The following is a 24,763-nucleotide window of genomic DNA, read 5'->3' as shown; positions in this document are numbered from 1 at the left end:
GGATGGCGTCTCTTTGGGCGTCTCTGCGAGAAAACGTGCGGGTCTCAGACCGCGTAGCGGGCGACCGCCTCTTCGTTCCAGGCGATGCCGAGGCCCGGCTCGTCGCTGGCGCGCACGGTGCCGTCCTTCGGCAGCAGGGGCGTGCGCAGCACCGGCCCGGCGAGGTCGAAATATTCGACGAAATGGGCGGTGGGCGTCACCGCCATGAGGTGGGCGCTGGCCTCCTGGAAGAAATGATTGCTCACCGGCATGCGCGCCGCCTGGCAGATCGCCGAGGCCGCGAGCCAGCCGCTGACGCCGCCCACTTTGATCAGGTCCGGCATCATGAGGTCGGAGGCGCCGGCGGCGATGCTTTCCGCAATTGCTCCAGGACCCCAGAGGTTTTCCCCGAGCTGGAGGGCGGTCTTGGTCTCGGCCGCGATCCTGGCGTGGCCGGCCGTGTTGTCGTAGCGCGTCGGCTCCTCGATCCAACCGAGCCCCTCGGCATCCAGCAGGCCGCAGCGATGGACCGCATCCGGCACGGCGAGGCTCTGGTTATAGTCGATCAGGAGCGCGACCTCCGCCCCGATCGCCCGCTTTACCGCCCGAACCACTGCGAGATCTTCCGCGAAGGTGGGATAGCCGATCTTGATCTTCACCGCGCCGAACCCCTGCTGCGCGGCCGCGGCGCAGGCGCGGGAGAGATCGTCTGCGCCGTCCATGCCGAAGCTGGCATAGGCCGGGAGATCGGTGGCCCGCCCCCCCAGCAGTCTTACCAACGGCAGACCGGCGCTTTTGGCATGGGCGTCCCAGGCAGCGATATCGAGCGACGCGAGCGCCATATCCAGCAAGCCCGGCGTGCCGGCGAGACGAAAGCGCGCCCGCAGAGCCTCGGTCAGCACCTGGGGCAGCACTTCCCGCCCTTCCAGCAGCCGCCCGACGTCCCGCGTCGCCTGTGTCAGAGCTCCCAGAAGCACCGGCGTATAGGCGAATGCATAGGCGTGGCCGGTGAGGCCGGCGTCGGTCTCGAGATCGACCAGCACCAGGGGCGCACTTTCCATGGTCCCGCTCGCCGTGCGCAACGGGCGCGAGAGGGGCGCATTCACGGCGCGGGCCGTGACGCGAACGATGCGCGGGGCTGAGGTGGACATGCTCTTGGGCATCTTTTGAATATCCTCTGAAATGGCGGTTCAGACGCCGGCAGGCCGCAAGGCCCCCGCCAGCACACGGGCGACATGGACGGCATCCACCTTCGCGCCGTCGAAAATCTGGTGGCGGCAGCTCGTCCCGTCCGCGATCACCAGCGCCTCCGGACTTGCCTTGCGCACCGCCGGCAGCAAGGTGAGTTCCGCCATGGCCAGGGAGGCTTCGTAATGCTCCGCCTCATAGCCGAAGCTGCCGGCCATACCGCAGCACGAGCCTTCCACCTCGGTGACATTCAGGTCCGGAATCCAGGAAAGAACCGTGTGGATGGGGCGCACGGCATCGAACGCCTTCTGGTGGCAATGGCCGTGTAGCAGCGCCTTGGATGTGCCGAGCGGATGGAAGCGCAGCGTGAAACGCCCGGCGGCATGCTCGCGCACCAGGAATTCCTCGAACAGGAACGCGGCCCCGGCGAGTTTGCGTGCCTCCTCGCCATAGCCATAGGCTAGGAATTCGTCCCTCAGGCTCAGCAGGCACGAAGGCTCTAGGCCGACGATGGAAACACCGCGCTCCACGAACGGCAGGACGGCGTCGAGGAGCCGGCGCGCTTCCGCCTTGGCCGCATCCACAAGACCCGCGGCGAGCAAGGTTCGGCCGCAGCACAAGGGACGCCCACCTCCACCCGCACGCAGATGCACGCGATAGCCGGCGGCCATCAGCACGTCGCGGGCGGCGGCGGCATTCTCCGGTTCCATGTGATTGTTGAAGGTGTCCACGAACAGGAACACCTCCTTTTCCGCGACGTCGTGTGGCGCGCCTGACTGACGGTCAAGAAAGGAGCGGCGGAAGCGGGGAAAGGAGCGCGCGGGCGCAAACCCGAGGCGCCGCTTCAGCCACGGCGCGACGACCGGAAGCCTGTCCCCGAGGGCCAGCAGCCAGGAGACCCGGCTGGCGATGGGCGCATAATGCGGCATGTAGGCGACCATGCGCTCGCGCAGCCGCAGCCCGTTCTCAGCGACCCAGGCGGCACGCGCCTCAACCTTGACCTTGGCCATGTCAACGCCGGTGGGGCAATCGCGCTTGCAGCCCTTGCAGGAGACGCACAGGTCCAGCACCTCCTTCACCTCCGCGCTGGCGAGGCCGCCGCGGCCGATCTGCCCGGAAAGCGCGAGACGCAGCGTGTTGGCGCGGCCGCGCGTGACGTGGCGCTCGTCCTTCGTCACGCGATAGGAGGGGCACATCGTGCCCGCATCGAATTTGCGGCAATGGCCGTTGTTGTTGCACATCTCCACGGCCTTGGCCAAGCCGCCGGACAGGTCCCCGCCGGTGCCGGGCGCGGTCTCCGCCCCGGTCAGCGGATCGCGGGAGACGTTCCACGCCGACCAGTCCAGCTTGGGCGAAAGCGAGCGTTCCTTGTAGCCCGGAGCGAAGCGGAACAGGCTTGCGTCATCCATCTTCGGCGGATTGACGATGCGATCCGGGCTGAAGCGATTGCCGGGATCGAACAGGGCCTTGATCTCCTGGAAGGCCTTGTTGACCTTTGGCCCGTATTGCCAGGCCACCCATTCGCCGCGGCACAGCCCGTCGCCGTGCTCGCCGGAATAGGAGCCCTTGAAGTGCCGCACCCAGGCGGAAGCCTCCTCCGCGAGCGCGCGCATCTTCTTCGCCCCGTCGCGGCGCATGTCGAGGATCGGCCGCACATGCAGCAATCCCACCCCGGCGTGCGCGTACCACGTGCCCTCGGTGCCGTATTTGCGGAAGGTCTCGGTGAGGGTCTGCGTATATTCGGCAAGATGCTCCAGCGGCACCGCGCAATCCTCGATAAAGGAAACGGGCTTCCCGTCGCCCTTCATGCTCATCATGATGTTGAGGCCGGCCTTGCGCACGTCCCACAGCGCCTTCTGCTGGGCAGGGTCGACCAGTTCCACCACGGCGCCCGGCAGACCGAGATCGCCCATGAGCGCCACGAGGCGGCGCAGATTGCGTTTCTCCGCTTCCAGGTTCTCGCCGGAAAACTCAACCAGCAGCAGCGCTTCCGGCGCGCCCACCAGCGCTGTCTCGACCACCTTGCGGAAGGCGGGATTGGCGAGCGCGAGGTCGATCATGGTGCGATCCACCAGTTCCACCGCCATGGGATCGAGCCGCACGATGTGCTGCGTCAGTTCCATGGCCTGGTAGAAGGTGGGAAAATTGACCACGCCCAGCACCTTGTGCGTGGGCAGCGGCGAGAGCCGCAAGATGATCTGCCGGGTGAAGGCCAGCGTGCCTTCCGAACCCACGAGAAGATGGGAGAGATTGGGTTCTCCGCCGGGCGAATAGGGTTTGGGATTCTGGCAGTTGAAGAGATCGAGATTATAGCCCGCGACGCGCCGCAGAACCTTGGGCGTGCGCTCGATCAGCTCGGCATCCGCGCGCCGGGCGATGTTCTGGATCTCACCGACGAGATGCCGGGTCTGCGCATCCGCCTCCATCTGCGACAGCGGGCCGAACCGGAGCTGTCGCCCGTCCGGCAGCACCGCGTCGATGGCCTCCACGTTGTGGACCATGTTGCCGTAGCGCAGCGAGCGCGAGCCGCAGGAATTATTGCCCGCCATGCCGCCGATGGTGGCCTGGGCGCTCGTGGAGACATCCACCGGATACCAGAGGCCGTGCGGCTTCAGGAACGCATTGAGATGATCGAGCACAATGCCCGGCTCCACCGTCACTGTATGCCGGACGGCATCGAAATCGATGATCTTGTTCAACCATTTGGTGGTGTCGACGATCAGCGCCTCGCCGATGGTCTGGCCACACTGGCTGGAGCCCGCTCCGCGCGCCAGCACCGGCGCGCCGTGGTCGCGGGCGATGTCGAGCGCGCGCCGCAGGTCGTCCTGATCCTTCGGCACCACCACGCCGAGCGGCATGATCTGATAGATGGACGCGTCGGTGGAATAGCGCCCGCGGCTCGCAGGGTCGAACATCACATCGCCGCGCACCTCGGCGGCGAGGTCCCGGACGAAGGGGGAAAGCGCATCTGCGTCGGCGCGTATCGCCGAGACAGCGGAGGCCGTTTTTGCGGGCGCGGGGAAAACCTGTGTCATGTTCGCGCTCTGTCGGGGCTGGGGCGCGGTCGCAGCCGCCCGCGAGGCCGGGCGGCGGCGGGTGCCGCGACGATCTGAAAAGCCCTCGCGGTCGACGTTCAACCGCCGCCCGCGAGGGAAGGAGGACCCGGCGATGGGGAGCCGGACCCGGGGTCACGGCATCAGGCGACCTTGGCGGCGGGGCGCGGCACGGGACGCGCGAGGCGATCCATCGCGGCCACCACGCCGCTGCCGGCCAGAGACACGCCGGAGAGCTTCAGCCCCATCTCGCAGCCGCCGAGGGCGGCCAGGAGCGAGAGGTCGTTGCAGTCGCCGAGATGGCCGATCCGGAACATGCGGCCTCGCATCTTGCCGAGGCCGGTGCCCAGCGAAAGATCGAACGCCTCGTAGATCACCTGGCGCACCGCATTGGCATCGACGTCTGGCGGCGTGATCACACCGGTGAGCACGGGCGAATAGACGCTCGGGTCCGCGCACTGGATCTCAAGCCCCCAGGCCCGGACGGCCGCGCGGCACGCCTCCGCCAGCCGTTGGTGGCGCGCGAACACAGTGTCCAGCCCCTCGGCCTCGATCATCTCGATGGCTTCGCTGAGAGCGTAGAGCAGGTTGGTGTTGGGGGTATAAGGCCAATAGCCGGTGGCATTGGCCGCAAGGATCGGGGCCCAGTCCCAATAGGCACGCGGCAAGGTCGCCGAAGCATTGGCTGCGAGCGCCTTCGGCGACAGCGCATTGAAACCGATGCCCGGCGGCAGCATGAGGCCCTTCTGGGAGCCGGAAATGGTGACGTCCGCGCCCCATTCGTCGTGCCGATAATCGGCGGAGGCAAGGCCGGAGATGGTGTCCACCATCAGCAGCGCGGGATGGCCTTCCGCGTCGATCGCCCGGCGCACCGCCGCGATGTCGGAGGTGACGCCCGTGGAGGTCTCATTGTGCACAACGCAGACCGCCTTGATGCGATGCTCGCGATCGGCCCGCAGGCGTTCGCCGATCATCGCCGCCTGCACGCCGCGCCGCCATCCCTCGATGCCGGGAAGGCCGATGAATTCGGGCTTCACCCCGAGGTTCAGCGCCATTTCGTGCCAGAGGGTGGCGAAATGCCCGGTCTCGTACATCAGCACCGTGTCGCCGGGGCTGAGCGTGTTTACCAGCGCCGCTTCCCAGGCGCCGGTGCCCGATGCGCCATAGACGATGACCGGATGCGCGGTCTTGAAGATGCGCTTCAGTCCCTCGAGGATCTTGAGCCCCAGCGCGCCGAATTCCGGCCCGCGATGGTCGATGGTAGGATAGCTCATGGCCCGCAGCAGGCGATCCGGCACCGGGCTCGGACCGGGAATCTGAAGGAAATGGCGGCCCGAGGGATGGAAATCGAGAGTGAGCATGGTTCCTCCATTCGCGCGTCGAGCGCCGCGGCACGCCTGTCGCCGGCCGTTTGGCCTGTTTGCGATCCGCTCGACGAACCTTGAAAGGAACTATCCCATCGCGATTTTTTACTGTGAATTGAAAATGATGCGCGAAATAATTGCCTTGAGGCTAATTTAAATCGTCCGCCCCTCGGCGGGAAGGCTGCGCGCCACGCCGCGGATCTGCGCGATGAAGGCCTGGGTGGCCGGCGCCCATTCGCTGCGCCGGAAGGCGACCGCGATTTCCGAGAGGATCTGCGGCCCCGCCAGCGGGCGATAGGTGACGCGCTCGATGGTCACCGCGCGCAGCAGTGAATTGGGAATAACCGCAACACCGACCTCAAGCGACACCAGCACCACCACGGCGGTGAGGCTTCCGGGCCGGGGGCCGAGCTTCGGTTCGAAGCCGCCCCGCCGCGCCACCTCCAGCGTCCCGGCATCCTGTTCCGGCAGGATGAAGGTCTCCGCCCGCAAGGCCTGCGGCGCGATCTCGTCGTGGGCGGCCAGCGCGTTCCCGTCGGGAATCGCGACCACGAACGGGTCCCGCAGAAGCGTCACCGAGAGGATCCCCGGCGGATAGGCCATCGGCGGGCGCAGGAACGCCACGTCGATGCGGCCATCGTCGAGCATTTCCGGCAGCAGGTCCATAGCCACCTCGCGGCAATTCACCTCCACGCTCGGATGGGCGGCGCGGAAGGTCGCCACCTGCTGCTGCAAGACCCCGGCATAGGCGGTTGAGGCCACATACCCGAGTTCGATGCGGCCGAGTTCTCCGCGCCCGGCGCGCCGAGCCGTTTCCTCCGCCCGCTCCGCCTGCTGGATGACCCGGCGCGCGTCGTCGAGGAAGATCTCGCCCGCCGTCGTGAGGTGCACCGAACGCTTGGTGCGTTGGAACAAGCGCACACCGAGCTCGCGCTCGATTTCCTGGATCTGCTTGGTCATGGAGGGCGGGCTGATGCCGAGTTGCTCGGCCGCCCGGCTGAAATGGAGATGCTCCGCCACGGCGACGAAGTAACGGAATTGGCGAATCTCCATACGCGCCTCTATTAGTCTGAGCGCAATTAAGTGGCGCGTGGGCGACAATACACAACGGCGCGCGTCGGCCGCAGGATGAATGACCTAACCAGACGGATTTGAATCCGCGGGGACAGATCATGCACATGCGACTGAAAGTTCCTTTTACCTGGACGTCAAGTCACGTCCGCGCCCTGCGACCTCCCGAACGGCGCAAGGGGCGGCCCGGGCCATCCGTGCTGTCCGCCATCACGGGCTGACGCCGCCGGGCCGCCCCCAGCCGGCAGGGCTCGATTCTCGCCAGAAGTGCCCCCGCCGCCTTTGGCTGCGAACACCTTTTCCATGCCTGACGTCCCGCGGATTTCCGATGCCGCGAGCGCACGCTTGCGCCGCGCCGCCATTGCCCGTGCGGCGCCACAACCCATTGTTCATAAAAAGGAAGCCTTCCCGATGGAAATCTGGACACAGGTGTATGACCCGTTCGGCAGCGCCCTGCTGTCGACGCTGATTGCGGCCATTCCGGTCGTCCTGCTGCTAGGGCTCATCGCCTTCGGCCATGTGCAGGCCCATGTGGCAGCGCTGATCGCACTTGCCGCCGCATTCGCGGTCTGCGTCTTCGGTTTCACCATGCCCCCGGCCATGGCCGGCAAAGCGGCATTTCTCGGCATGCTCAACGGCCTGTTTCCGATCGGCTGGATCATCGTCAACGTGATCTTCCTCTACCGGCTGACGGTGGAGAACGGGTCGTTCAAGACCTTGCAGGAATCCATCGCCGGCATCGTCCCCGACCGACGCCTGCAGTTGCTGCTGATCGCCTTCTGTTTCGGCGCCTTCTTCGAGGGTGCCGCCGGTTTCGGCACGCCGGTGGCGGTGACGGGGGCGATCCTCATCGGCCTTGGCTTCTCGCCCTTGGCCGCTTCGGGGCTTGCGCTCATCGCCAATACGGCGCCGGTGGCCTTCGGCGCGCTGGGCACGCCCATCATCACCCTCGCCTCGGTGATGCAGCTGACCGGAAATAATGAGCACGACGCCTTCCTGCTCGGCGCCATGGTGGGGCGGCAATTGCCCTTCTTCTCGCTCCTCGTCCCGTTCTGGCTCATCTGGACCTTCGCCGGCTTCCGCGGAATGATGCAGATCTGGCCCGCGATCCTGGTGTGCGGCGCCTCCTTCGCCGGCATGCAATTCCTGGTCTCGAACTTCCACGGGCCCTGGCTGGTGGACGTGGTGGGGGCGCTGGTCTCGATGGCGTGCCTCGTCGGGTTCCTGAAGGTGTGGCGCCCCCGGCAGATCTGGGAAAGCCCAAGTCTGCGCAACCGGCCCGGCGACGAGCCCGCGCGGGTCGCCGCCCCGGTCGCCCTCGGGGCCGCAGCCACCCCGGCGGGCGGGTTCTCGCGCACGCCCCCCGGCGCGGTGCTGCGCTCCTGGATGCCGTGGATCATCCTGTGCGTCTTCGTATTCCTGTGGGGCACGCAGACCTTCAAGGATCTGGTCAACCCGCTGTTCGCTCCGAAATGGCCAATCGACGGGCTGCACAACCTGATCCAGAAGGTGCCGCCCGTGGTGCCCAAGGCAGGCCTGGAAGGCGCGGTCTTCAGCTTCAACATCCTCACCATGACCGGCACCGGCATCTTCCTCGCGGCGCTGGTGGCGGGCCTCATGATGCGCTATGCGCCGCGCCGGCTGGTTTCAGCCTATGGCGAAACGCTCTGGGTGCTGCGCTATTCGCTCATCACAGTGGCGGCCATGCTGGCGCTCGGCACGCTGACCAAATATTGCGGCGTGGACGCAACGCTCGGCCTCGCCTTCGCCGGCAGCGGCGTTTTCTACCCCTTCTTCGGCACCCTGCTCGGCTGGCTCGGTGTCGCACTGACGGGATCGGACACCGCATCGAACGTGCTGTTCGGGGGCTTGCAGAAGATCGCCGCCCAGCAACTCGGCCTCTCGCCGATCCTCATGGGCGCGGCCAACACCTCCGGCGGTGTCATGGGCAAGATGATCGACGCGCAATCTATCGTGGTGGCGGCCACAGCCACCAATTATTCCGGCAACGAGGGCAAGATCCTGCGCTTCGTGTTCTGGCATTCCATCGTGCTGGCGGCACTGGTGGGCGGGCTGATCATGCTACAGGCCTATGTGTGGCCCTTCACCGCGATGGTCATCCACTGATCCGCCCATCGCAAACAGGCCACGGCGAAACGCGCCGTGGCCGTCCGCTCACTCGCCCGCCATGTCGCCGAGGGAGGCGGCGGCGGCATGCGGCTCGGGCGCATCCCCCACCGCCACGTGGACCGGTATGAGCCAGGTCACCGCCGCCGTGAGCAGCGCGACCAGGAAGACCCCCCAGAAGGTCACGTGCAGGGCCCGCTCGAACACCGCCATGACGGCGGCATCGTCGTGCACCGCCAAAAGGCCGGTCGTCTGGCCGAGCACCTCGTGGACCCGCTGCGCCAGGGCGGCGCCCGAGAAATGCAGCAGGCCGAGATTGAGCATGGCGCCCACCACGGTGGCGCCGAGCACGCTGCCGAGGCTGCGCGCGAAGATGTTCGAGGCGGTGGCGCTGCCGCGCATGGACCATTCCACGCTCTCCTGGATCAGCACGATGCAGGTGAAGCTGGTGGTGCCCATGCCGATGCCGACCACAAACGAGCCGATGCCCGCCAGCACCGGATGGCTGGTTGGGGTGAGGAACAGCAGGATGGCGCAGCCGGCGGGCAACATCAGGCTCACGCCCCGCAGCGCCCGGCGCAGGCCGAACACGCGGTAAAGCCGCATCGACTGGCTCACCGCCAGCGGCCAGCCGAGAATCAGCATGGTCAGCGCCAGCCCCGCCGTCACCGGCGAATAGCCGAGCACGCCCTGGACATAGAGCGGCAGGATGGTGGTGAGGCCGATCAGCAGGATGCCGACCAGCAGCGCCGTGACGTTGCAGGTCGCGATCAGCCGCCGCCGCCACAGATCGAAGGAGATGATCGGCTCGGCCGCCCGGCGTTCCTGCCTCAGGAACAGCAGGCCGAACACCACGAACAGCGCCGCGAACCCCGCGAGCACCGAGAGCGTGCCGTCGGTCTCGCTCAGGACGATCAGCAGCGAGGCGATGGACACGCTGAACAGGCCGGCGCCGAGATAATCGATCCGCGCCGTCCGCGCCTCGACCTTCTCGTGCAGGAAGAAGGCGAAGCCCGCCACCGAGAGAAGGCCGATGGGCAGGTTCATCCAGAAGATCCAGGCCCAGGAGACGTAATCCACCAGCAGGCCGCCGACCAGCGGGCCGACCACTGCCGAGCCGGCCCACACGCTCGCCAGCATGCCCTGCACGCGGCCCCGCTCTTCCAGGCGATAGAGATCGCCGACCAGGGTGATCGTGAGCGGCTGGATCGCCCCCGCGCCGATGCCTTGCAGCAGGCGGAACACAACCAGCGAGAACATGGACCAGGCAAACCCGCACAACAGCGAACCGACGAGAAACAGCAGCGTGCCGCCGATCAGCACCGGTTTGCGGCCGAAGATGTCGGCAAGCTTCCCGTAAATCACCGTCGTCGTGGTCTGCGCCAGCAGGAAGGCCGAGAACACCCAGCTGTAATGGCCGAACCCGCCGAACTGCCCGACGATGCTGGGCATGGCGGTGGCGATGATGGTCGATTCAACGGCCACCATGAACGTGCTCAGCAGGATGGACGCGACGAGATAGACGCGGTGGCTCTGGGGAACTTCGACGGACATCGGCGGTCGGGCTCGCGAAATCAGGGCACCCGGACCCGGTTCAACAGGGGAGATGTCGCCGGCACGCAGCTCGGACGCGACCATCGAACGCGGGAACGGCGCTTTAATTCAAAGGCTTTTGGCGGCTCGCGCCGGCATGGAGCCTGCGTCAGCGGCAAAAGAGCCCCGGGTCCCGTTGCGCACAAGGCACAATTTTGCATGGCTTGCGCGGGCGGACCCGCCCTGGGTTCTGAATGCCGGCCCGGCCCGCCACCGCCCTTGTGGCGACAAGCCCCCGCGGCTTCGGCCGGCGCGGCGCGGGCGAGCACGCCGCCCGGTCAATCACACAGAGGTGATCGCCTTTCGTCCGACGGAGCGGGTCCGAAAGGAGGGCGACGCCGCCCTTTATTGGGCGGTCCAGCCGCCATCGACGGCAAGCAACGTGCCGGTGCAGAAGCTGGATTCGTCGCTGGCGAGGAACAGCATCGCGTTGGCGATCTCGTCCGGTCGCCCAAGGCGCTTCATGGCCTGGCGCCCCTCAAGGCCCGCCCGCAGCGCGGCGGCGTCGGGGCTGGTGCGGAACATCTCGTCGAAGAACGGGGATTCGATCGTGCCCGGGGCGACCGCATTGATGCGCAGGCCCTGGTCCACATGATCGAGCGCCATGGCGCGGGTCATGGCAGCCACGGCCCCCTTCGAGGTGACATAGGCCGCCCGGTCGCGGATGCCCACCGTCGAAACCGCGGAGGCGGTATTCACGATCACGCCGGCGCCCTGCCGCACCATGTGGGGAATGGCGTATTTGCAGCCGAGGAACACGCCGCGCACGTTCACAGCCATCAGCGCGTCGAAATCCTCCACCTCGGTCTCGACCACGCTGCCGGGAATGCCGTAGCCGGCATTGTTCACGAGGATGTCGATGCGCCCCCGCGCGGCCGCGATGCCGTCTATGGCGGCGCGCATGTCGTCGGCGTTCGAGACATCGGCCCGCACCGCATGGGCCGCGCCGCCTTCCTGCACGATCCGCGTCGCGATGGTGAAGGCCGCCTCTTCGTCGCGATCCACCACCGTCACATGGGCGCCTTCATGTGCGAACAGCAGGCACGCCCGCGCCCCGATGCCGGACCCGCCGCCGGTGATGACGGCCACCTTGTTGCTTAACCGACCCATGGCTTCCTCGCCTGAAAAATCTTGCCGGCCAAGGCGCGGGGGGAGCGCCCCGGCCGGCAAGGTCGCATGCGCTCACGCAGCTCTGTCAAGGGCACCTTCGCGGGTGACACCCGCCTCGGTGAGCGCCCGGCGCAGGCGATCGAGTTCGGCTTGCGGCAGCTTCATCAGCGGCGCGCGCACCACCGCGCGCTCCTGGCGGCCGAGCATCACGAGGCATTCCTTCATGCGGTTGTGCATGTCGAGGAACGGCGGCGCGTAGAAGGCCTGGGCGAGCGGATAGATGCGGTCGTTGATCTCCTGCGCGAGCGCCAGATCATCGGCCTGCACCGCCCGCCACAAGGCCACCTGAAGATCCGGGATCACGCTGCCGGCGCCCGAAAGCAGGCCGTTGCAGCCCATGGTCAGCGAGGCCATCAGCCAGGAGGAGTGCGTGGTCAGCACGTTCACCGGCTTCCCCAGCGCCTGGAAGGTGCGGATGTGGCGCTCGTGGAGCATGGGATTGTTGGACCAATCCTTGATGGCGCGGATGCTCGGCACTTTTTCGAACAGCTTCAGCAGCGTGTCGAACGGGTAGTGCACCCCGGAGGCTTCCGGATAGGCGAAGCAGATGATCGGCAGGTCGGGCGCAGCTTCCGCGATGGCGCTGTAATGCGCGATCGCCATTTCCGGCCGCAGGTGGCCGCCCATGGAGAGCGTGTTAGGCGGGAAGACGAGCAAAGCGGAGGCGCCTTCCTGCGCCGCCATGCGGGCAAGACGCGCCGCTTCCGCCGTGCCGTCCGCATAGACGCCGGAAATCAGCGGCAGGCGCGCGCCGATCTCGTCCAGCGAGACGGCGAGGATGCGCTTCTGCTCCTCGAAGGTGCAGGCATGCACCTCGGAAGCATGGCCGTTCACCGTGATCGCCGACAGGCCCTCCACGGCGGCGACATCGCGCAGGTGCCGGCGGGTCTCACCCTCGTTGATGGAAAAATCCTCGTTCAGCGCCAGAAGCGTGGCGGGAATGACGCCGGCGGGCACGTAATCCTTGAAACGGGGCATGTTCAGCACTCCTGTGGAGGTTCGAGCGGGGTTCAGTGGCGCCAGAGGCCGCCGGCGACGGTCAGGGCTTGCCCGGTCATATAAGCGGCCGCGTCGGAGGCCAGGAACGCGGCGACGCCCGCCACGTCCTCGGGCACGCCAAGCCGGCCGAGCGGGATCGCCGCCACGCGCTTGTCGGAGCCCTCAAGACCAAGCTGGAGCGCGTCTTCCTCGCCACGCGCCCGCATGGCGGTGTCGGTGATGATGCCGGGGCAGATGGCGTTGACGGTGATGCGGCGGGGCGCCAGTTCCAGCGCCAGGCTCTCGGTGAGGCCGAGGATCGCGAACTTCGTGGCGCAATAGCCGCCGTAGAACGCCTTGCCGGATTTTCCGAGCCAGGACGACATGTTGATGATGCGGCCCGCGCCGTCCTGCGCCAGCAGCGGCACCGCCGCCTGGCAGGCGTGGAAGATGCCGTCCACATTGATGCGGAACATCGCCTCCCATTCGGCCTTGGGCAGGTCCGCGATGGCGCCGAGCCGCATGATGCCGGCATTGTTCACCAGCACGTCCAGCCCCCCAAGGCTATCGCGCAGGGCATGGATGGCATCGCTTATGTCCGGCGCATCGGCGACATCGGCGCGCGCGGAGGCAGCCTCGCCGCCGGCGCCGAGGATCAGATCCCGAGTCTGCACCGCCGCCTTCGGATCGAGGTCGATCACGCCGACGCGTGCCCCGTCGGCGGCGAGGCGCAGCGCGATGGCGCGGCCGATGCCGGCGCCGGCGCCGGTGATGATGGCGGCCCGGCCCTCCAGCGGCCTTGCCTGTTGACCCTCGGCCATCACGCGGCCCGCTCTGCGGTCTGCGCGTTCTGCGTCCATTTCATGTGGTGCTTGCCGACAGCGACGGTCTCACCGCGCTGGTTGGTGACATCCACCTGGGCGAGCGTGCGCCGGCGCTCGGCATCCACTTCGGCGATGGTGTAGGTGACGTGGATCGTATCGCCGAAGAACACCGGCTTCACGAAGCGGATGCCGTCATAGCCGAGCGAGACCGGGGTGGAATCGATGCCCTGCTCCAGGCTCTTCTCGATCATGCGCGTGGAAGCGGTGGACATGTAGCCCACCAGCAACGCGCCATGGGCGATGCGCTGGCCGAACATGGAGTTCTTCATGAACTCGTCGTCCACGTGGTTTCCGGAGAGATCCCCGGTGATCCCGGCGAACAGATAGACGTCGCTTTCGCCGACGGTCTTTGAGAACTTCACCTTGTCGCCCACCTTGGCGTGCATCACAGTCATGTCTTGGTCCTCGGTCAGAAGAAATTCGGCGGGACGCGGTCGCTCAAAACCGCCCGTCAGTTGATGGCTTCCTCGCTGTCGCGATCGAAGAAATGCAGGCCGCGCGGATCGAGCCAGAGCGGCACATGGTCGTGCACGGCGATGGGCGCCTCCGGCGCGATGCGCGAGGCCATCATCAGCGTGTCGCCGGCGCGCACGCCGATCACCATTTCCGCGCCCAGCTGCTCGGTGACTTCCACGGGAGCGGAGAAGGCGGTCTCATGCCCGGCCGGGCACGGGCCGAAGCACACCTGCTCCGGCCGCACCCCGAGCGTGACCGGACGCCGCGCGGTGCGGGCGAACACCTCGGCGCGCTGCGGCGGCAGGCGGATCGAGAAGTCCTGCGCCTCGGCGTGGAAGAAATCCCCCTTCTGGACGATGTCCACCGGCAGGAAGTTCATGGCCGGCGCGCCGATGAAGCTCGCGACGAAGCGGTTCTTCGGCCGGTTGTAGATGTCGAGCGGCGTGCCCACCTGCTGGATGCAGCCGTCCTTCATCACCACCACCCGGTCGCCGAGCGTCATGGCCTCCACCTGGTCGTGGGTGACATAGATGGAGGTGGTCTCCACCCGCTCGCGCAGGCGCTTCAGTTCCACGCGCATCTGCGCCCGCAGCTTGGCGTCGAGGTTGGACAGCGGCTCGTCGAACAGGAACACCTGCGGGTGGCGCACAATGCAGCGCCCCAGCGCCACGCGCTGCTGCTGGCCGCCGGACAATTGCTGCGGCTTGCGCGCCAGCAGCGGGCCGAGGCCGAGGATCTCGGTGGCGCGCATCACCTCCTGCTTGATCTTGTCTTCGGAAACCTTGCGGTTGCGCAGGCCGAAGGCGAGATTGTCGTAGACCGTCATGTGCTGGTAGAGCGCATAATTCTGGAACACCATGGCGATGTCCCGGTCCTTCGGCGGCAGGTCGTTCACCACCGTGCTGCCGATCTGGATCGTGCCGGTGCTGATGCCCTCCAGGCCTGCCACCATGCGCAGGGTGGTGGACTTGCCGCAGCCGGACGGCCCCACCAGCACCAGGAATTCGCGATCCTGGATATGCAGGTTCACGTCCTTCACCACATGCAGCGCACCGTAGGTCTTGCAGAGATCTTGCAGAATGACTTCGGCCATTTGGAAAAACCCTCCCTGATGCGTCCGTTCGCCTACATGCGCAGGCCGCGGACGACGTATTTCTGCCCGAAGATCGTGATGAGCAGCGCCGGCAGCATGGCGAGCACGGCGGTCGCGCTCATCAGGTGCCATTCGGTGCCGGTTTCGGTGACGAACTGGGCCATGGTGACGGTGATCACCGGCGTGCGCTGCGCCGTGAGGATGAGGCCGAACAGGAACTCGTTCCAGGTCCACAGCCAGGACAGGATGGCGAGCGCGGCGATGCCCGGCATCGCGGACGGCAGCGCCACCCGGCAGAACGCGCCCCAGCGGGTGCAGCCGTCGATCAGCGCCGCATGCTCCATGGACGGGCTGATGCTGTCGAAGAAGCCCTTCATGATCCAGGAGAAGAAGCACACGTGCACCGCCACGTGGGGCAGCAGCAGGCCGAGATAGGTGTCGTAGATGCCGAGATTGGTCGTCACCAGGTACAGCGGCAGCACCCACGAGATGTAGGGCACGGTGCGGAAGACATAGATGATGCCGAACCAGCTGCGTTGAATGGGCCCGGTGAAGCGCGAGAGCATATAGCCGCTGCCCACCGTGACGCCGAGCGAGGCGACGGTGGCGATGGAGGACAGGACGAAGCTGTTCCACATGGAATGCAGCACCACCGGCTGCGCCAGCACCTCGGCGAAATTGTCGAGCGTGAATTCCCAGCCGCGCCAGATGTAATAGACCCCCGAGGGCGGACGCACGGAGGTGAGCAGCAGGATCGCCACCGGCCCGATGAAAATCATCAGGATCGCGACCACCACCAGCGCGAAGAAGACCCGCCGGCCGGCGACGCCGAGCAGGCCCAGAAACCCACCCGCCTGGGCGCGGGGACCGGTGGAGGAGACGGCGAGCGACAGGCTCATCGGGAGACCTCCATGGCGCGGTTGACGATGGCATAGAGGCCGAGGCCCACTGCCAGCATGATGATGGCGCCTGCGCCAGCGGCCGCGGCGCCGCGGCCGAGATCGAGATTCACGAACGCCTCCACATAGGCATAGACGGAGAACACCTCCGTGCTGCGCGCGGGCCCGCCGCCGGTGAGCACCCAGACCTGATCGAAGGTGCGGAACGCATCGATGGCGCGGATCAGCACGCACACGGCGATCACGGGGCGCAGCAGCGGCAAGGTGACGTGGGTGAAGATGCCCCATTTGCTGGCGGCATCGATCTGCGCCGCCTCATAGGGCTCCTTGGGCAGGCCCTGGAGCGCCGCCAGCAGGATGATGGTGAACCACGGAGTCCAGATCCACACGTCGGTGAGGATGATGATGATGAAGCTCGGCCAGCGCTCGGAGAGCCAGCCCACCTGCGGCACGCCGATCACCGCCAGCAGATTGGTGAGGATGCCGAACTGATCGTTGAACGACCAGCGCATCATGGTCGCCGTGATCACCGGCGCGATGGTCAGCGGCAGCAGCACCACGGTCTGGATCAGGATGCGGCCGAAGAACTGCCGCTTCAGCAGGTGCGCGAGCGCGAGCCCGAACACCAGCGACAGGGTGACCGACGACACCATGAGGATGAAGGTGTTCGGCAACACGATCTTCAGGAACACGGGGTCGGTGAAGACCTCGACATAATGGCGCAGCCCCACCCAGGTCTTTTGCGGATTGACCAGCGACCAGTCGCGGAACGAGGCGTTCATGCCGATGAGGATCGGCACCACCTCGAACGACAGCAGCACGAGGGCGGCAGGCGCGATGAGAAGGAGCATGAAGCGCTCCTTCTCCCCGAGCAGGCGCGGCCGGTGGGCCGCGCGCACCGGCGCCATGCTCATCGCATGGCCCCTTGCTGGATCGCCGGCGCGCCTTCCGTGAGCACCTTGGGAATGTCTTCCCGCGCGCCGGTGACGGCCTTGATCAGGATATCCGAATAGGTTTTATGCACCACCGCCCAGTTGCGGAAGTAATAAGCGTCATGCACATGGGCGGAGTCGAACAGGATGCCCTTGACCTGCCGCCACACCGGGTCGGACTTGTCGAGCATGGCCCACACCTTGCTGTTGGGCGGCGGGCCGCCGGTCTGCTCCCACTGGGCGATCTGGCCCTCGTAATCGGTCATCATGGCGCCGAGCAGGGCTTTCGCGGCCTTCTGCTTCTCCGGCGTCACGCTCTTGGGGATCGACCAGCCCCAGATGTCGATCCAGGAGCGGTGCTCCTTCGACATGGGACCCTGCGGGAAGCGGGCCATGCCCACATGGCCGGCGGCCTTGGATTTCTTCGGGTCGTTATAGGTGCCGAGCAAGGTGGAATCCGCCACCGTGAAGGCGGCGTCGCCGGCCTGGAAGATGGCGTTCGCCTCATCACGCGAATAGGTGGACATGCCGGGCGGGCTGATATTGTTCTTGTGCAGGGCATCCCACCAGAATTCGGCGGTCTGCACCTGGCAGGCGTCGGCCGTCATGGGCTTCCAGCCGTTCTTGGAGAGCACGGCGTTGTCGCGCTCATAGGCGGGGGCGTAGACGTCGCAATTGTTGTTCCACAGCGACCACCAGAAGCTGAAGAAGGTGTTCGTGAACGTCATGCCGCCCACATAGCCCCACTTCACCTTGCCCTCTTTCTGGAGCTTCTGCGAAACCTTCACCAGATCGTCCCAAGTCTTGGGCACTTCCGCTTCGGAGACGAGATCGGTGCGGTAGAAGAAGATGCCGGCGGTGGTCGCCAGCGGCACCGTGGTCGGCTGGCCCTTCTCGTTGAAGAAGGGTTCGAGCTGACCCTCGGCGACGTTCTTGATCTCGGGAATATCGTCGGTGGAGACGAGGTATTGCGCCCAGTCCTGGCCCCAATCGTCATTGTGCCAGATGATGTCGCACTGCCCTGTCGAATTATTGGCCAGCATCTGCGTGATCTTGGGCAGATAGATGGAATAAGACATGGGCGTCTTGGTCAGGTTGATATCCTGCTTCTTGGCCCACTTTTCCAGGATCGCCAGGTTGGCCGTCTGAACCGGATGGTTCATGTAGCAGATGGTCAGATCCGTCGCGGCCGAGGCCGCGCTGGGCGCGAGGGCCGAAAGGCCCGCCGCCAGCCCCAGTCCGGCCAATAGGCGCAACGATTTGTCTTTACTCATGTTTGCTCCTCCCCGAAGCCAAAGTGTCTCGCCGGATTCCCGGTCGTGTGACGCCGTTGTTCTGAAACCATGCGCGGCGGTTCAGGCGCAGACGGGCTCCGCCGCCTCGGCCTTCGCCGGCGCGCCGACGATGCCTTGCGCGAGCATCTCGTCGATCGCCGCGGCGTCGTAGCCGATCTCCGCCAGGATATCGGCGGTCTGCGCGCCGAGCGGCTGCGGCGGAAGCTTGATCTGCGGTGCCTGCCCGTCATAGCGGATCGGATGCGTGACCAGGGTGATGGGATCGCCGGTCGCGCCGGTAATAGTCTGGAAGCTCTGGTTGTGGCGCACCTGGGGGTCCTCCACCACCGCCGGATAATCGTTCACCGGCGCATGCCAGATGCCGGCGGCATCGAAGGCCGCCACAAGTTCGGCGAGAGTGCGGGCGGCGACCGCCGCGGCGATCGCGGGCGTCGCCTCGTCACGATGCGTGTAGCATTGGGCATCGGCGACCCGCTGATCTGCCGGAATGTCCAGCGCCGCGCTGAGGGCTTCGAGCGAGCCGAGCGAGATGGCGATATGCCCATCTTGCGCCGGATAAATCCCGTAGGGCGCCCCGTAGTACCAGCCCGAGATATTGCCGGGCTGGCGGACATCGTCCGGCCGTGCGCCGTTGAGATAGCAGGTGAAGGATTCCAGCTGGAGATCGATGGCGGCGGAGAGCAGGCTGACATCCACCTTGCAGCCCTTGCCGGTGCGCATGCGACCCAGCAGCGCCGCCATGATTCCGCTGGCGAACAGGGCCGCGCCGTGATGATCCACCGCCGAGACGCCGACCGCGCGCGGCCCGTGCTCGCGGGTGCCGGTGATGGTGGCAAGGCCCGACATGGCCTGGATGATGAGGTCCTGCCCCGGCTTGTTCACGTAAGGCCCGTCCGCGCCATAGCCGGAGGCGGAAGCATAGATGATGTCGGGCTTGATCTGCTTGGCCGCCTCATAGCCGAGGCCCAGCTTGTCCATGACGCCGGGGCGAAAATTCTCCGCCACCACATCGGCGGTTGCGATCAGCTCGCGGGCGATGGCGAGGCCGCGCTTGTCCTTCAGGTTCAGGGCGAGGCTGCGCTTGTTGCGGTTGCCGGCGAGCAGCAGCATGGTCTGGCCGCCCACGTCCTTGTTGGCGCCGCCCCATTTGCGCTGGAACGCGCCCTCGGTGGATTCCACGGCGATCACGTCGGCGCCGAGGTCGGCCAGCTGCTGGATGCCCACGGGGCCCATCAGGAAATGGTTGAAGCTGAGGATTCGAATGCCTTTGAGGTGGTCCAACGCCTCGCTCCCATTTGATTTTTTTAAAGCCCGTGCGGCGGGCTGTTTCTGAAAACGATTTCAGGATAGAAATGGGTTGAGGGGCTGTCAACCCTTATGGACCTCGAGGGGAAGGTTCCGGCATACTCGAATGTCGAAAGGTTTTGAAAGTTCGGCGGAAACTCCGGTTTTAAGGGGCGTATTCCTTGATCAAACACAAGACGAAGCTGGAAGATGTCGCAAAGCTCGCCGGAGTTTCGCTTGCTACCGTCTCGCGCGTGCTGAACCACCCCGACATCGTCCGCCCCGAACTGCGCGATAAGGTTTCCCAAGCGGTGGCAAGCCTTTCCTATACGCGCGATGCCGCCGCGCGGGCCCTCAAGTCCGGCCGCACCCATACCATCGGCGCGGTCGTGCCCACGCTTGGCATCAGCATCTTCGCCGAGGGTGTCGAAGCCTTGCAAAATCGCCTCAGCGAACACGGCTATACTTTGCTTCTTGCCAATTCGCAGTACGATCTGAAGAAGGAGCTGCAAGAGGTGCGCGCGCTGATCGAGCGCGGCGTAGACGCCATTGTTCTGGTTGGCGATTCCTCTTCAAACGAGGTCCATGCCCTCATCAAGAAACACGGCATCCCGGTTGTCATTACCTATGTCGCCCATTCGAAGCGCGGCACCCCGGCCATCGGCATCGACAACGAGGCGGCGACGCGGGAGATGACACGCTATCTCATCGGCCTCGGCCATCGCGAGGTGGGCGTCATCGCCAACGTGCCCGCCGCGAACGACCGCTCCCGCGCCCGGCTCGCCGGCGTTCTGAAGACATTGGAGGAAGCGGGCATCGCGCTGCCGAAGAGCCGCCTGATCAAAGCCGAACACTCCCTCGTGCAGGGCCGTATGGGCTTGCAGCAATTAATGAAATCGCATCCGCAGATCACCGCCATCATCTGCACCACCGACACCCTCGCCGTGGGCGCGATGACCGAGGCGCGGGCCATGGGCATCCAGGTTCCCGCGGCCCTGTCCATCACCGGCTTCGACGATATCGAACTCTCGTCCCAGCTCGAGCCGCCGCTGACGACGGTGAGCATTCCCGCCGCCGAAATCGGCCGGGGCGCGGCCGATCACCTTATCAACGCCATCGCCGGCCTGCCCATACCTTCGGTCACCGACCTGCCGTTTCGGATCGTGATCCGCGGCACGACCGCCAAGGCCCGCACCACCAGTTCAAGGCGCCTCGCCCGGGTGTGACGAGGCTGTACCGGCGCCGGCATCTTCTGCTATATCGAGTTTCAGAAAACGTTTTCATGAAATCGATTCCGGAGCCTGTCCATGCCGCAGTCGCTTGCCCGCCCGTCCCTCGCCTCCGAACCGCTGGTGCACGCCGAGCCTGCCCGTGACGGGGTGGTCGTCCTCACGCTCAACCGCCCGCAGAAACGCAACGCCCTCAGCCGCGCACTGCTGATCGAACTGGCGGGCCTCTGCGCGGATGCTGCGGCCGACCCGCAGGTCCGCTGCGTGGTGCTGACCGGCGGACCGGCCTTCTTCTGCGCCGGTGCGGACATCACCGAAATGCTCTCCTGGGGCTTCTCGGCGCTGGAACACACCGGTCGCCAGGCGGCATGGGATGCGATCGCGGCCTTCCCCAAGCCCCTGATCGCGGCCGTCGAGGGGATCTGCTTCGGCGGCGGGCATGAACTCGCGATGCTGACGGACCTGATCATCGCCTCGCAGACTGCCCGCTTCGGCCAGCCGGAGATCAACATCGGCATCCTGCCCGGCGACGGCGCGACCCAGCGCATCACGCGCGTCGCCGGCAAGTCGCTCGCCATGAAGATGATGCTGACGGGCGAACCCATTGACGCAGCGACAGCGCTCGCGGCGGGCCTCGTGGCGGAAGTGGTTCCCCCGGGCCAGGCGCTTGAGCGCGCAAGCGAACTTGCGCGCATCATCGCGACCAAGCCGCCGATCGCCGCGCGTCTTGTGAAGGAAGCCGTTCTCGCCGCCTACGACACGCCGCTCGCGGCCGGGTTGCAGGTGGAGCGCCGGGCGATCCGCCACGCCTTCACCACGCAAGATCAGAAGGAGGGCATGGCCGCCTTCGCGGAAAAGCGCCCGCCGCGCTTTCAGGGGCAATGATCGGCCGGCAGCACCGAGCGGTCCGTGCACGCGCGGAGGGTGGGCTGGGACCCTGCCCGCCCTCTCGATGAGCGATTTTTCCGAGGTTTCGGCGCTTGGCCGCCCCGACCCCAGGAATCGCGGCGCAGGAACCGCCGGGGATCGGCGAGCCGCCAGCGAAGGCTGCCCGTTAAGTTTTTCCGAATGGTCGTTCTCATTTTTCCGCATTGTCGAATGCACGACCGGCGTAGGAGCATTCACAAAACGCAAGAATGAGAATTCAGGAGGAAGCGTATGGGCCAGGATCAGGTCTTCATCGACGGCCGGTGGATCGCCCCTGCGTCAGGAGACGTGCTGCCGGTGCTCGATCCCAGCACCGGGGCGACCATCGGGCATATCGCGCGCGGCGGGGAAGCCGATATCGATCTGGCGGTGAACGCCGCCCGCAACGCCTTCCAGACCGTGTGGGGCGCAATGGCGGCTTTGGAGCGGGGACGGCTGCTGAGCAAGCTCGGCCTCCTCATCCTCGATCATCTGGAGGAATTGGCGGAAATCGAGGCGGCCGATACCGGCAAGCCCATGAAGCTCGCCCGCAACGACATCCGCGTGACGGCCGGGCGGCCTATGGCGCCGCCAAGGCGGGGCTTGAACTGCTCACCAAGGTGATGGCCGTGGAACTTGCCCAGCACCGCATCAATGTGAACAACATTGCCCCGGGCGCCATCGAGACGGAGATGGCGAAATATGCCCACGACGCCGCCACCCGCGCCGCCTACACTTATCTGATCCCCATGAATCGGTACGGAACGCCCGAGGAGATCGCGGACGCGGCGGTGTTCCTCTCATCCGATGAAAGCCGCTACGTGCACGGCCATACGCTGAACGTCGATGGCGGCTTCCGCGAGGCCGGGCTGATGTTTGGACCCGACAAGACGCCGCCGGACAAGGTCGGCCTCAGGTAGCGAACGCACCGACCCTCACCGTCTCCCCCCCAGGAACGTGTCCACGAACCAGCGGTCGAGCGTCATGGGCTCGTCCTGCTGCGGGGGGGGCGGGGCCTGTTGCGGGATCTGGCCGACGACGGCGGGCGGCGCCTCGTCCGGCACAACGCCGGGGGGCAGCGGCAGGCCGAAGCCGGGCGAACGCGCCCCGCCCGGCAGTTCCGTCATGGGCACGCCCTGGTGCGCCACCTTCATGTAGCGGCTCCAGATCTCGGCCGGCAGATTGGCGCCCGATGCCTTCTTGGTGGGCGAGGAATCATCGTTCCCCAGCCATACCGCGGTGACGAAGCGGGCGGTGTAGCCGACGAACCAAGCGTCGCGATAATCCTGCGAGGTGCCGGTCTTGCCGGCCGCGTCCCAGCCGGGAAGCTCGGCACGCCGGCCAGTTCCGGAGATCAGCGTCTCCTCCATCATGTGGTTCATCATGGAGACGTATTCCGGCGCGATCACCCGGCCCGGCCCGGACGTGGTGCGGGCATAGAGCACCTTGCCGTCGGCGCCCTTCACGCTATCGATCACATACGGGATGACGCCGATGCCGCCATTGGCGAACGGCGTATAGGCCGCCGCCAGTTCCAGCACCGAGACTTCCGACGTGCCGAGCGCGATCGAGGGATTGGGATCGAGCGGGGAGGCGATGCCGAGACGCTTGGCGGTGGCGACGATGGCCTTCGGCCCCACTTCCAGTGCGAGCCGCACCGACACCGTATTGAGCGACAAGGCGAGCGCGGTCTGGAGCGTCACCGGCCCGCGATATTCATGGCTGGCATTCTCCGGCCGCCAGCCCTTGAGCTGGATCGGCGCATCCTCGCGCACCGTATCGGGGGTGAGGCCGCGCTCCAGCGCCGTGAGATAGACGAAGGGCTTGAAGGAGGAGCCCGGCTGGCGACGCGCGGTCACGGCGCGGTTGTACTGGCTGTCTTCATACGAGCGCCCGCCCACCAACGCCTTCACGGCGCCGTCTGTATCGAGCGAGACCAGCGCACCTTGGCCGACGCCGTATTTCGCGCCCGACTTGGCGAGCGTATCGCTCACAGCCGCCTGGGCGACCGATTGCAGGTTCGCATCGACGGTGGTGCGCACCGTCACATCGCCAGACAATTCGCCCACGTAGGAATCCAGCTGCTCCATCACCCAATCGGCCACATAGCCGATGGATTCGGGGCCGGTCGGCTTGGCCACCGTGGCGGGGCGCGCGAGCGCGGTCTTGGCCATGTCGGGGCTGATCAGCCCCTGCTCGCGCATGGAAGCGAGCACCAGCGCGGCGCGGTCCTGTGCGGCCTTGAGGTTGCGCGTGGGCGCAAGGCGCGACGGGGCGTTGACAATGCCGGCCAGCATGGCCGCTTCCGAGAGCGTCACATTGCGCGCCGACTTGCCGAAATAGCGCTGAGCCGCCGCTTCCACGCCATAGGCGCCGGAGCCGAAATAAACCCGGTTCATGTAGAGATCGAGGATCTCGGACTTGGAGAATTTCTTCTCCAGCCACAGCGCCAGCACCACTTCCTGGATCTTGCGCGCAAACGTGCGCTCCTGGGTCAGGAACAGGTTCTTGGCGAGTTGCTGGGTCAGCGTCGAGCCGCCCTGGCGCACCCGGCCGGAGGTGAGATTGGTGAAGACGGCACGGGCAAGGCCCACCGTATCGATGCCCCAATGGTCATAGAAGCGCCGATCCTCGATGGCGATGAACGCATTGGGCAGATACGCGGGCAGTTCCTTCAAGGGCACGGCGGCGCCGCCCATGTCGCCGCGGGTGGCCAGCGGCTTGCCGTCCGCCGCCTGGATCATGACGGTGGGCGGACGCTTCGGCACCATGAGCGTCTGCATCGACGGCAGCTTGGACGCCTCGTAGGCCACCACGCCGGCCACCGCGAGCAACGCCCACAGGCCGAGAATCAGGCCCCATTTGATAAGGCCAAACAGCGAGAAGAAGCCGCGCCGGCGCTTGCGCGACTTGCCGCGCGGCTCGGCCCGGCGCGCGGGCTCGGCGGCGCGTTCGTGACGGCTCTCGCCGCGCATTGCGGTGGCTCGGGACGGGCGAGGGGTGACGGCGCTGTCCTCCTCAGGCTCCTCGCCACGGGCAAAGCCAGGTTCGGCCCGCCGGCGGGTCTTCACATTTCCCGGAGCACCGCGCGGCTTTTCCTCATAAGGGACGCCGCCGGGCCGGTCGGTCGCGTCGAGGCGAATGTCGAACAGGCTCTCGGGGCGCTCCAACAGAGGCTCCCGCCGTTCCCCCTCGCCTTTGCCTCTCCACGCCATGAATGTTCCGTCCGCCGCTCGCTGCGCAGACCTAAACGACCTTCGAT

At 66.4% G+C, this 24,763-nt stretch carries 20 protein-coding genes; 5 read left to right on the top strand and 15 right to left on the bottom strand.

Annotation, left to right across the window (positions count from 1 at the left end):
* Positions 1-44 precede the first annotated feature (44 nt).
* The 4 genes from V5F84_RS06585 to V5F84_RS06570 form a co-directional block, all read right to left on the bottom strand.
* Positions 45-1,142: an enolase C-terminal domain-like protein gene (locus V5F84_RS06585; protein WP_394042227.1), complete on the bottom strand. Its 1,098-nt coding sequence runs from the start codon at positions 1,140-1,142 to the stop codon at positions 45-47.
* Positions 1,143-1,169: 27 nt separating this feature from the next.
* Entirely contained in the window at positions 1,170-4,202 is a 3,033-nt protein-coding gene (locus V5F84_RS06580) for an FAD-binding and (Fe-S)-binding domain-containing protein (protein ID WP_394042228.1), read from the bottom strand.
* Between the two features lie 161 nt (positions 4,203-4,363).
* Positions 4,364-5,581, bottom strand: a complete 1,218-nt coding sequence (locus V5F84_RS06575; RefSeq protein WP_394042229.1) for a pyridoxal-phosphate-dependent aminotransferase family protein — start codon at positions 5,579-5,581, stop codon at positions 4,364-4,366.
* 156 nt (positions 5,582-5,737) lie between these two features.
* Positions 5,738-6,637, bottom strand: a complete 900-nt coding sequence (locus V5F84_RS06570; protein ID WP_394042230.1) for a LysR family transcriptional regulator — start codon at positions 6,635-6,637, stop codon at positions 5,738-5,740.
* 429 nt (positions 6,638-7,066) lie between these two features.
* Between V5F84_RS06570 and V5F84_RS06565 the strand changes: the two genes are divergently transcribed.
* Positions 7,067-8,782 carry an L-lactate permease gene (locus V5F84_RS06565; RefSeq protein ID WP_394042231.1) on the top strand — a complete coding sequence of 572 codons (1,716 nt, stop codon included), beginning with the start codon at positions 7,067-7,069 and terminating at the stop codon, positions 8,780-8,782.
* Positions 8,783-8,830: 48 nt separating this feature from the next.
* Here the strand turns inward: V5F84_RS06565 and V5F84_RS06560 are convergent, their stop codons facing one another.
* From V5F84_RS06560 to V5F84_RS06515, 10 genes are all read right to left on the bottom strand, one after another.
* Positions 8,831-10,336 carry an MFS transporter gene (locus V5F84_RS06560; RefSeq protein WP_394042232.1) on the bottom strand — a complete coding sequence of 502 codons (1,506 nt, stop codon included), beginning with the start codon at positions 10,334-10,336 and terminating at the stop codon, positions 8,831-8,833.
* A gap of 384 nt (positions 10,337-10,720) precedes the next feature.
* On the bottom strand, positions 10,721-11,485 hold the full coding sequence (locus V5F84_RS06555; RefSeq protein WP_394042233.1) for an SDR family oxidoreductase: 765 nt from the start codon (positions 11,483-11,485) through the stop codon (positions 10,721-10,723).
* Positions 11,486-11,557: 72 nt separating this feature from the next.
* Complete coding sequence (locus V5F84_RS06550; protein ID WP_394042234.1) at positions 11,558-12,523, bottom strand: dihydrodipicolinate synthase family protein; 966 nt, start codon at positions 12,521-12,523, stop codon at positions 11,558-11,560.
* 32 nt (positions 12,524-12,555) lie between these two features.
* On the bottom strand, positions 12,556-13,344 hold the full coding sequence (locus V5F84_RS06545) for an SDR family NAD(P)-dependent oxidoreductase (RefSeq protein WP_394042235.1): 789 nt from the start codon (positions 13,342-13,344) through the stop codon (positions 12,556-12,558).
* Positions 13,344-13,802: a MaoC family dehydratase gene (locus V5F84_RS06540; protein ID WP_394042236.1), complete on the bottom strand. Its 459-nt coding sequence runs from the start codon at positions 13,800-13,802 to the stop codon at positions 13,344-13,346. The genes V5F84_RS06545 and V5F84_RS06540 overlap by 1 nt, the downstream gene beginning before the upstream one ends.
* A 56-nt stretch (positions 13,803-13,858) precedes the next feature.
* Entirely contained in the window at positions 13,859-14,956 is a 1,098-nt protein-coding gene (locus tag V5F84_RS06535) for an ABC transporter ATP-binding protein (protein WP_394042237.1), read from the bottom strand.
* 32 nt (positions 14,957-14,988) lie between these two features.
* Positions 14,989-15,855, bottom strand: a complete 867-nt coding sequence (locus V5F84_RS06530; protein ID WP_394042238.1) for a carbohydrate ABC transporter permease — start codon at positions 15,853-15,855, stop codon at positions 14,989-14,991.
* On the bottom strand, positions 15,852-16,769 hold the full coding sequence (locus V5F84_RS06525) for a carbohydrate ABC transporter permease (RefSeq protein ID WP_394042240.1): 918 nt from the start codon (positions 16,767-16,769) through the stop codon (positions 15,852-15,854). Before V5F84_RS06525 ends, V5F84_RS06530 begins: the two co-directional genes overlap by 4 nt.
* Positions 16,766-18,061 (bottom strand): extracellular solute-binding protein, encoded by a 1,296-nt coding sequence (locus V5F84_RS06520; RefSeq protein WP_394042241.1) that lies wholly within the window; start codon positions 18,059-18,061, stop codon positions 16,766-16,768. The genes V5F84_RS06525 and V5F84_RS06520 overlap by 4 nt, the downstream gene beginning before the upstream one ends.
* 81 nt (positions 18,062-18,142) lie before the next feature.
* Positions 18,143-19,363 carry a CaiB/BaiF CoA transferase family protein gene (locus V5F84_RS06515; protein ID WP_394042243.1) on the bottom strand — a complete coding sequence of 407 codons (1,221 nt, stop codon included), beginning with the start codon at positions 19,361-19,363 and terminating at the stop codon, positions 18,143-18,145.
* A gap of 185 nt (positions 19,364-19,548) precedes the next feature.
* Between V5F84_RS06515 and V5F84_RS06510 the strand changes: the two genes are divergently transcribed.
* The 4 genes from V5F84_RS06510 to V5F84_RS06495 all read left to right on the top strand — a co-directional run bounded on the left by V5F84_RS06510 (position 19,549) and on the right by V5F84_RS06495 (position 22,421).
* A complete protein-coding gene (locus V5F84_RS06510) occupies positions 19,549-20,592 on the top strand; it encodes a LacI family DNA-binding transcriptional regulator (RefSeq protein WP_394042244.1) in 1,044 nt (347 codons plus the stop codon).
* An 81-nt stretch (positions 20,593-20,673) separates the two neighbouring features.
* Complete coding sequence (locus V5F84_RS06505) at positions 20,674-21,480, top strand: enoyl-CoA hydratase-related protein (RefSeq protein WP_394042245.1); 807 nt, start codon at positions 20,674-20,676, stop codon at positions 21,478-21,480.
* 273 nt (positions 21,481-21,753) lie between these two features.
* Complete coding sequence (locus tag V5F84_RS06500) at positions 21,754-22,125, top strand: aldehyde dehydrogenase family protein (protein ID WP_394042246.1); 372 nt, start codon at positions 21,754-21,756, stop codon at positions 22,123-22,125.
* Positions 22,122-22,421, top strand: a complete 300-nt coding sequence (locus V5F84_RS06495) for an SDR family NAD(P)-dependent oxidoreductase (protein WP_394042247.1) — start codon at positions 22,122-22,124, stop codon at positions 22,419-22,421. Before V5F84_RS06500 ends, V5F84_RS06495 begins: the two co-directional genes overlap by 4 nt.
* 15 nt (positions 22,422-22,436) lie before the next feature.
* On the opposite strand, the gene V5F84_RS06490 is transcribed toward V5F84_RS06495, so the two are convergent.
* The gene (locus V5F84_RS06490) at positions 22,437-24,716 is read right to left on the bottom strand and encodes a transglycosylase domain-containing protein (protein ID WP_394042248.1); all 2,280 of its coding nucleotides are present in this window, start codon (positions 24,714-24,716) and stop codon (positions 22,437-22,439) included.
* Positions 24,717-24,763 lie beyond the last annotated feature (47 nt).

Origin of the sequence: Roseixanthobacter liquoris, assembly GCF_043195135.2 — a bacterium.
In the GTDB taxonomy this organism is placed as follows: Bacteria; Pseudomonadota; Alphaproteobacteria; order Rhizobiales; family Xanthobacteraceae; genus NCEH01.
Note: the sequence above shows the minus strand (reverse complement) of the source record. Positions and strands in the feature narration are given on the sequence as shown.

Excerpts from the sequence above, each read along its gene's own strand:
- V5F84_RS06565 (WP_394042231.1), top strand. The coding sequence starts at position 7,067 with ATGGAAATCTGGACACAGGTGTATGACCCGTTCGGCAGCGCCCTGCTG.
- V5F84_RS06545 (WP_394042235.1), bottom strand. The coding sequence starts at position 13,344 with ATGGCCGAGGGTCAACAGGCAAGGCCGCTGGAGGGCCGGGCCGCCATC.
- V5F84_RS06550 (WP_394042234.1), bottom strand. The coding sequence starts at position 12,523 with ATGCCCCGTTTCAAGGATTACGTGCCCGCCGGCGTCATTCCCGCCACG.
- V5F84_RS06535 (WP_394042237.1), bottom strand. The coding sequence starts at position 14,956 with ATGGCCGAAGTCATTCTGCAAGATCTCTGCAAGACCTACGGTGCGCTG.
- V5F84_RS06500 (WP_394042246.1), top strand. The coding sequence starts at position 21,754 with ATGGGCCAGGATCAGGTCTTCATCGACGGCCGGTGGATCGCCCCTGCG.
- V5F84_RS06530 (WP_394042238.1), bottom strand. The coding sequence starts at position 15,855 with ATGAGCCTGTCGCTCGCCGTCTCCTCCACCGGTCCCCGCGCCCAGGCG.
- V5F84_RS06560 (WP_394042232.1), bottom strand. The coding sequence starts at position 10,336 with ATGTCCGTCGAAGTTCCCCAGAGCCACCGCGTCTATCTCGTCGCGTCC.
- V5F84_RS06525 (WP_394042240.1), bottom strand. The coding sequence starts at position 16,769 with ATGAGCATGGCGCCGGTGCGCGCGGCCCACCGGCCGCGCCTGCTCGGG.
- V5F84_RS06585 (WP_394042227.1), bottom strand. The coding sequence starts at position 1,142 with ATGCCCAAGAGCATGTCCACCTCAGCCCCGCGCATCGTTCGCGTCACG.
- V5F84_RS06490 (WP_394042248.1), bottom strand. The coding sequence starts at position 24,716 with ATGGCGTGGAGAGGCAAAGGCGAGGGGGAACGGCGGGAGCCTCTGTTG.
- V5F84_RS06580 (WP_394042228.1), bottom strand. The coding sequence starts at position 4,202 with ATGACACAGGTTTTCCCCGCGCCCGCAAAAACGGCCTCCGCTGTCTCG.
- V5F84_RS06505 (WP_394042245.1), top strand. The coding sequence starts at position 20,674 with ATGCCGCAGTCGCTTGCCCGCCCGTCCCTCGCCTCCGAACCGCTGGTG.
- V5F84_RS06520 (WP_394042241.1), bottom strand. The coding sequence starts at position 18,061 with ATGAGTAAAGACAAATCGTTGCGCCTATTGGCCGGACTGGGGCTGGCG.
- V5F84_RS06570 (WP_394042230.1), bottom strand. The coding sequence starts at position 6,637 with ATGGAGATTCGCCAATTCCGTTACTTCGTCGCCGTGGCGGAGCATCTC.
- V5F84_RS06575 (WP_394042229.1), bottom strand. The coding sequence starts at position 5,581 with ATGCTCACTCTCGATTTCCATCCCTCGGGCCGCCATTTCCTTCAGATT.
- V5F84_RS06555 (WP_394042233.1), bottom strand. The coding sequence starts at position 11,485 with ATGGGTCGGTTAAGCAACAAGGTGGCCGTCATCACCGGCGGCGGGTCC.
- V5F84_RS06540 (WP_394042236.1), bottom strand. The coding sequence starts at position 13,802 with ATGACTGTGATGCACGCCAAGGTGGGCGACAAGGTGAAGTTCTCAAAG.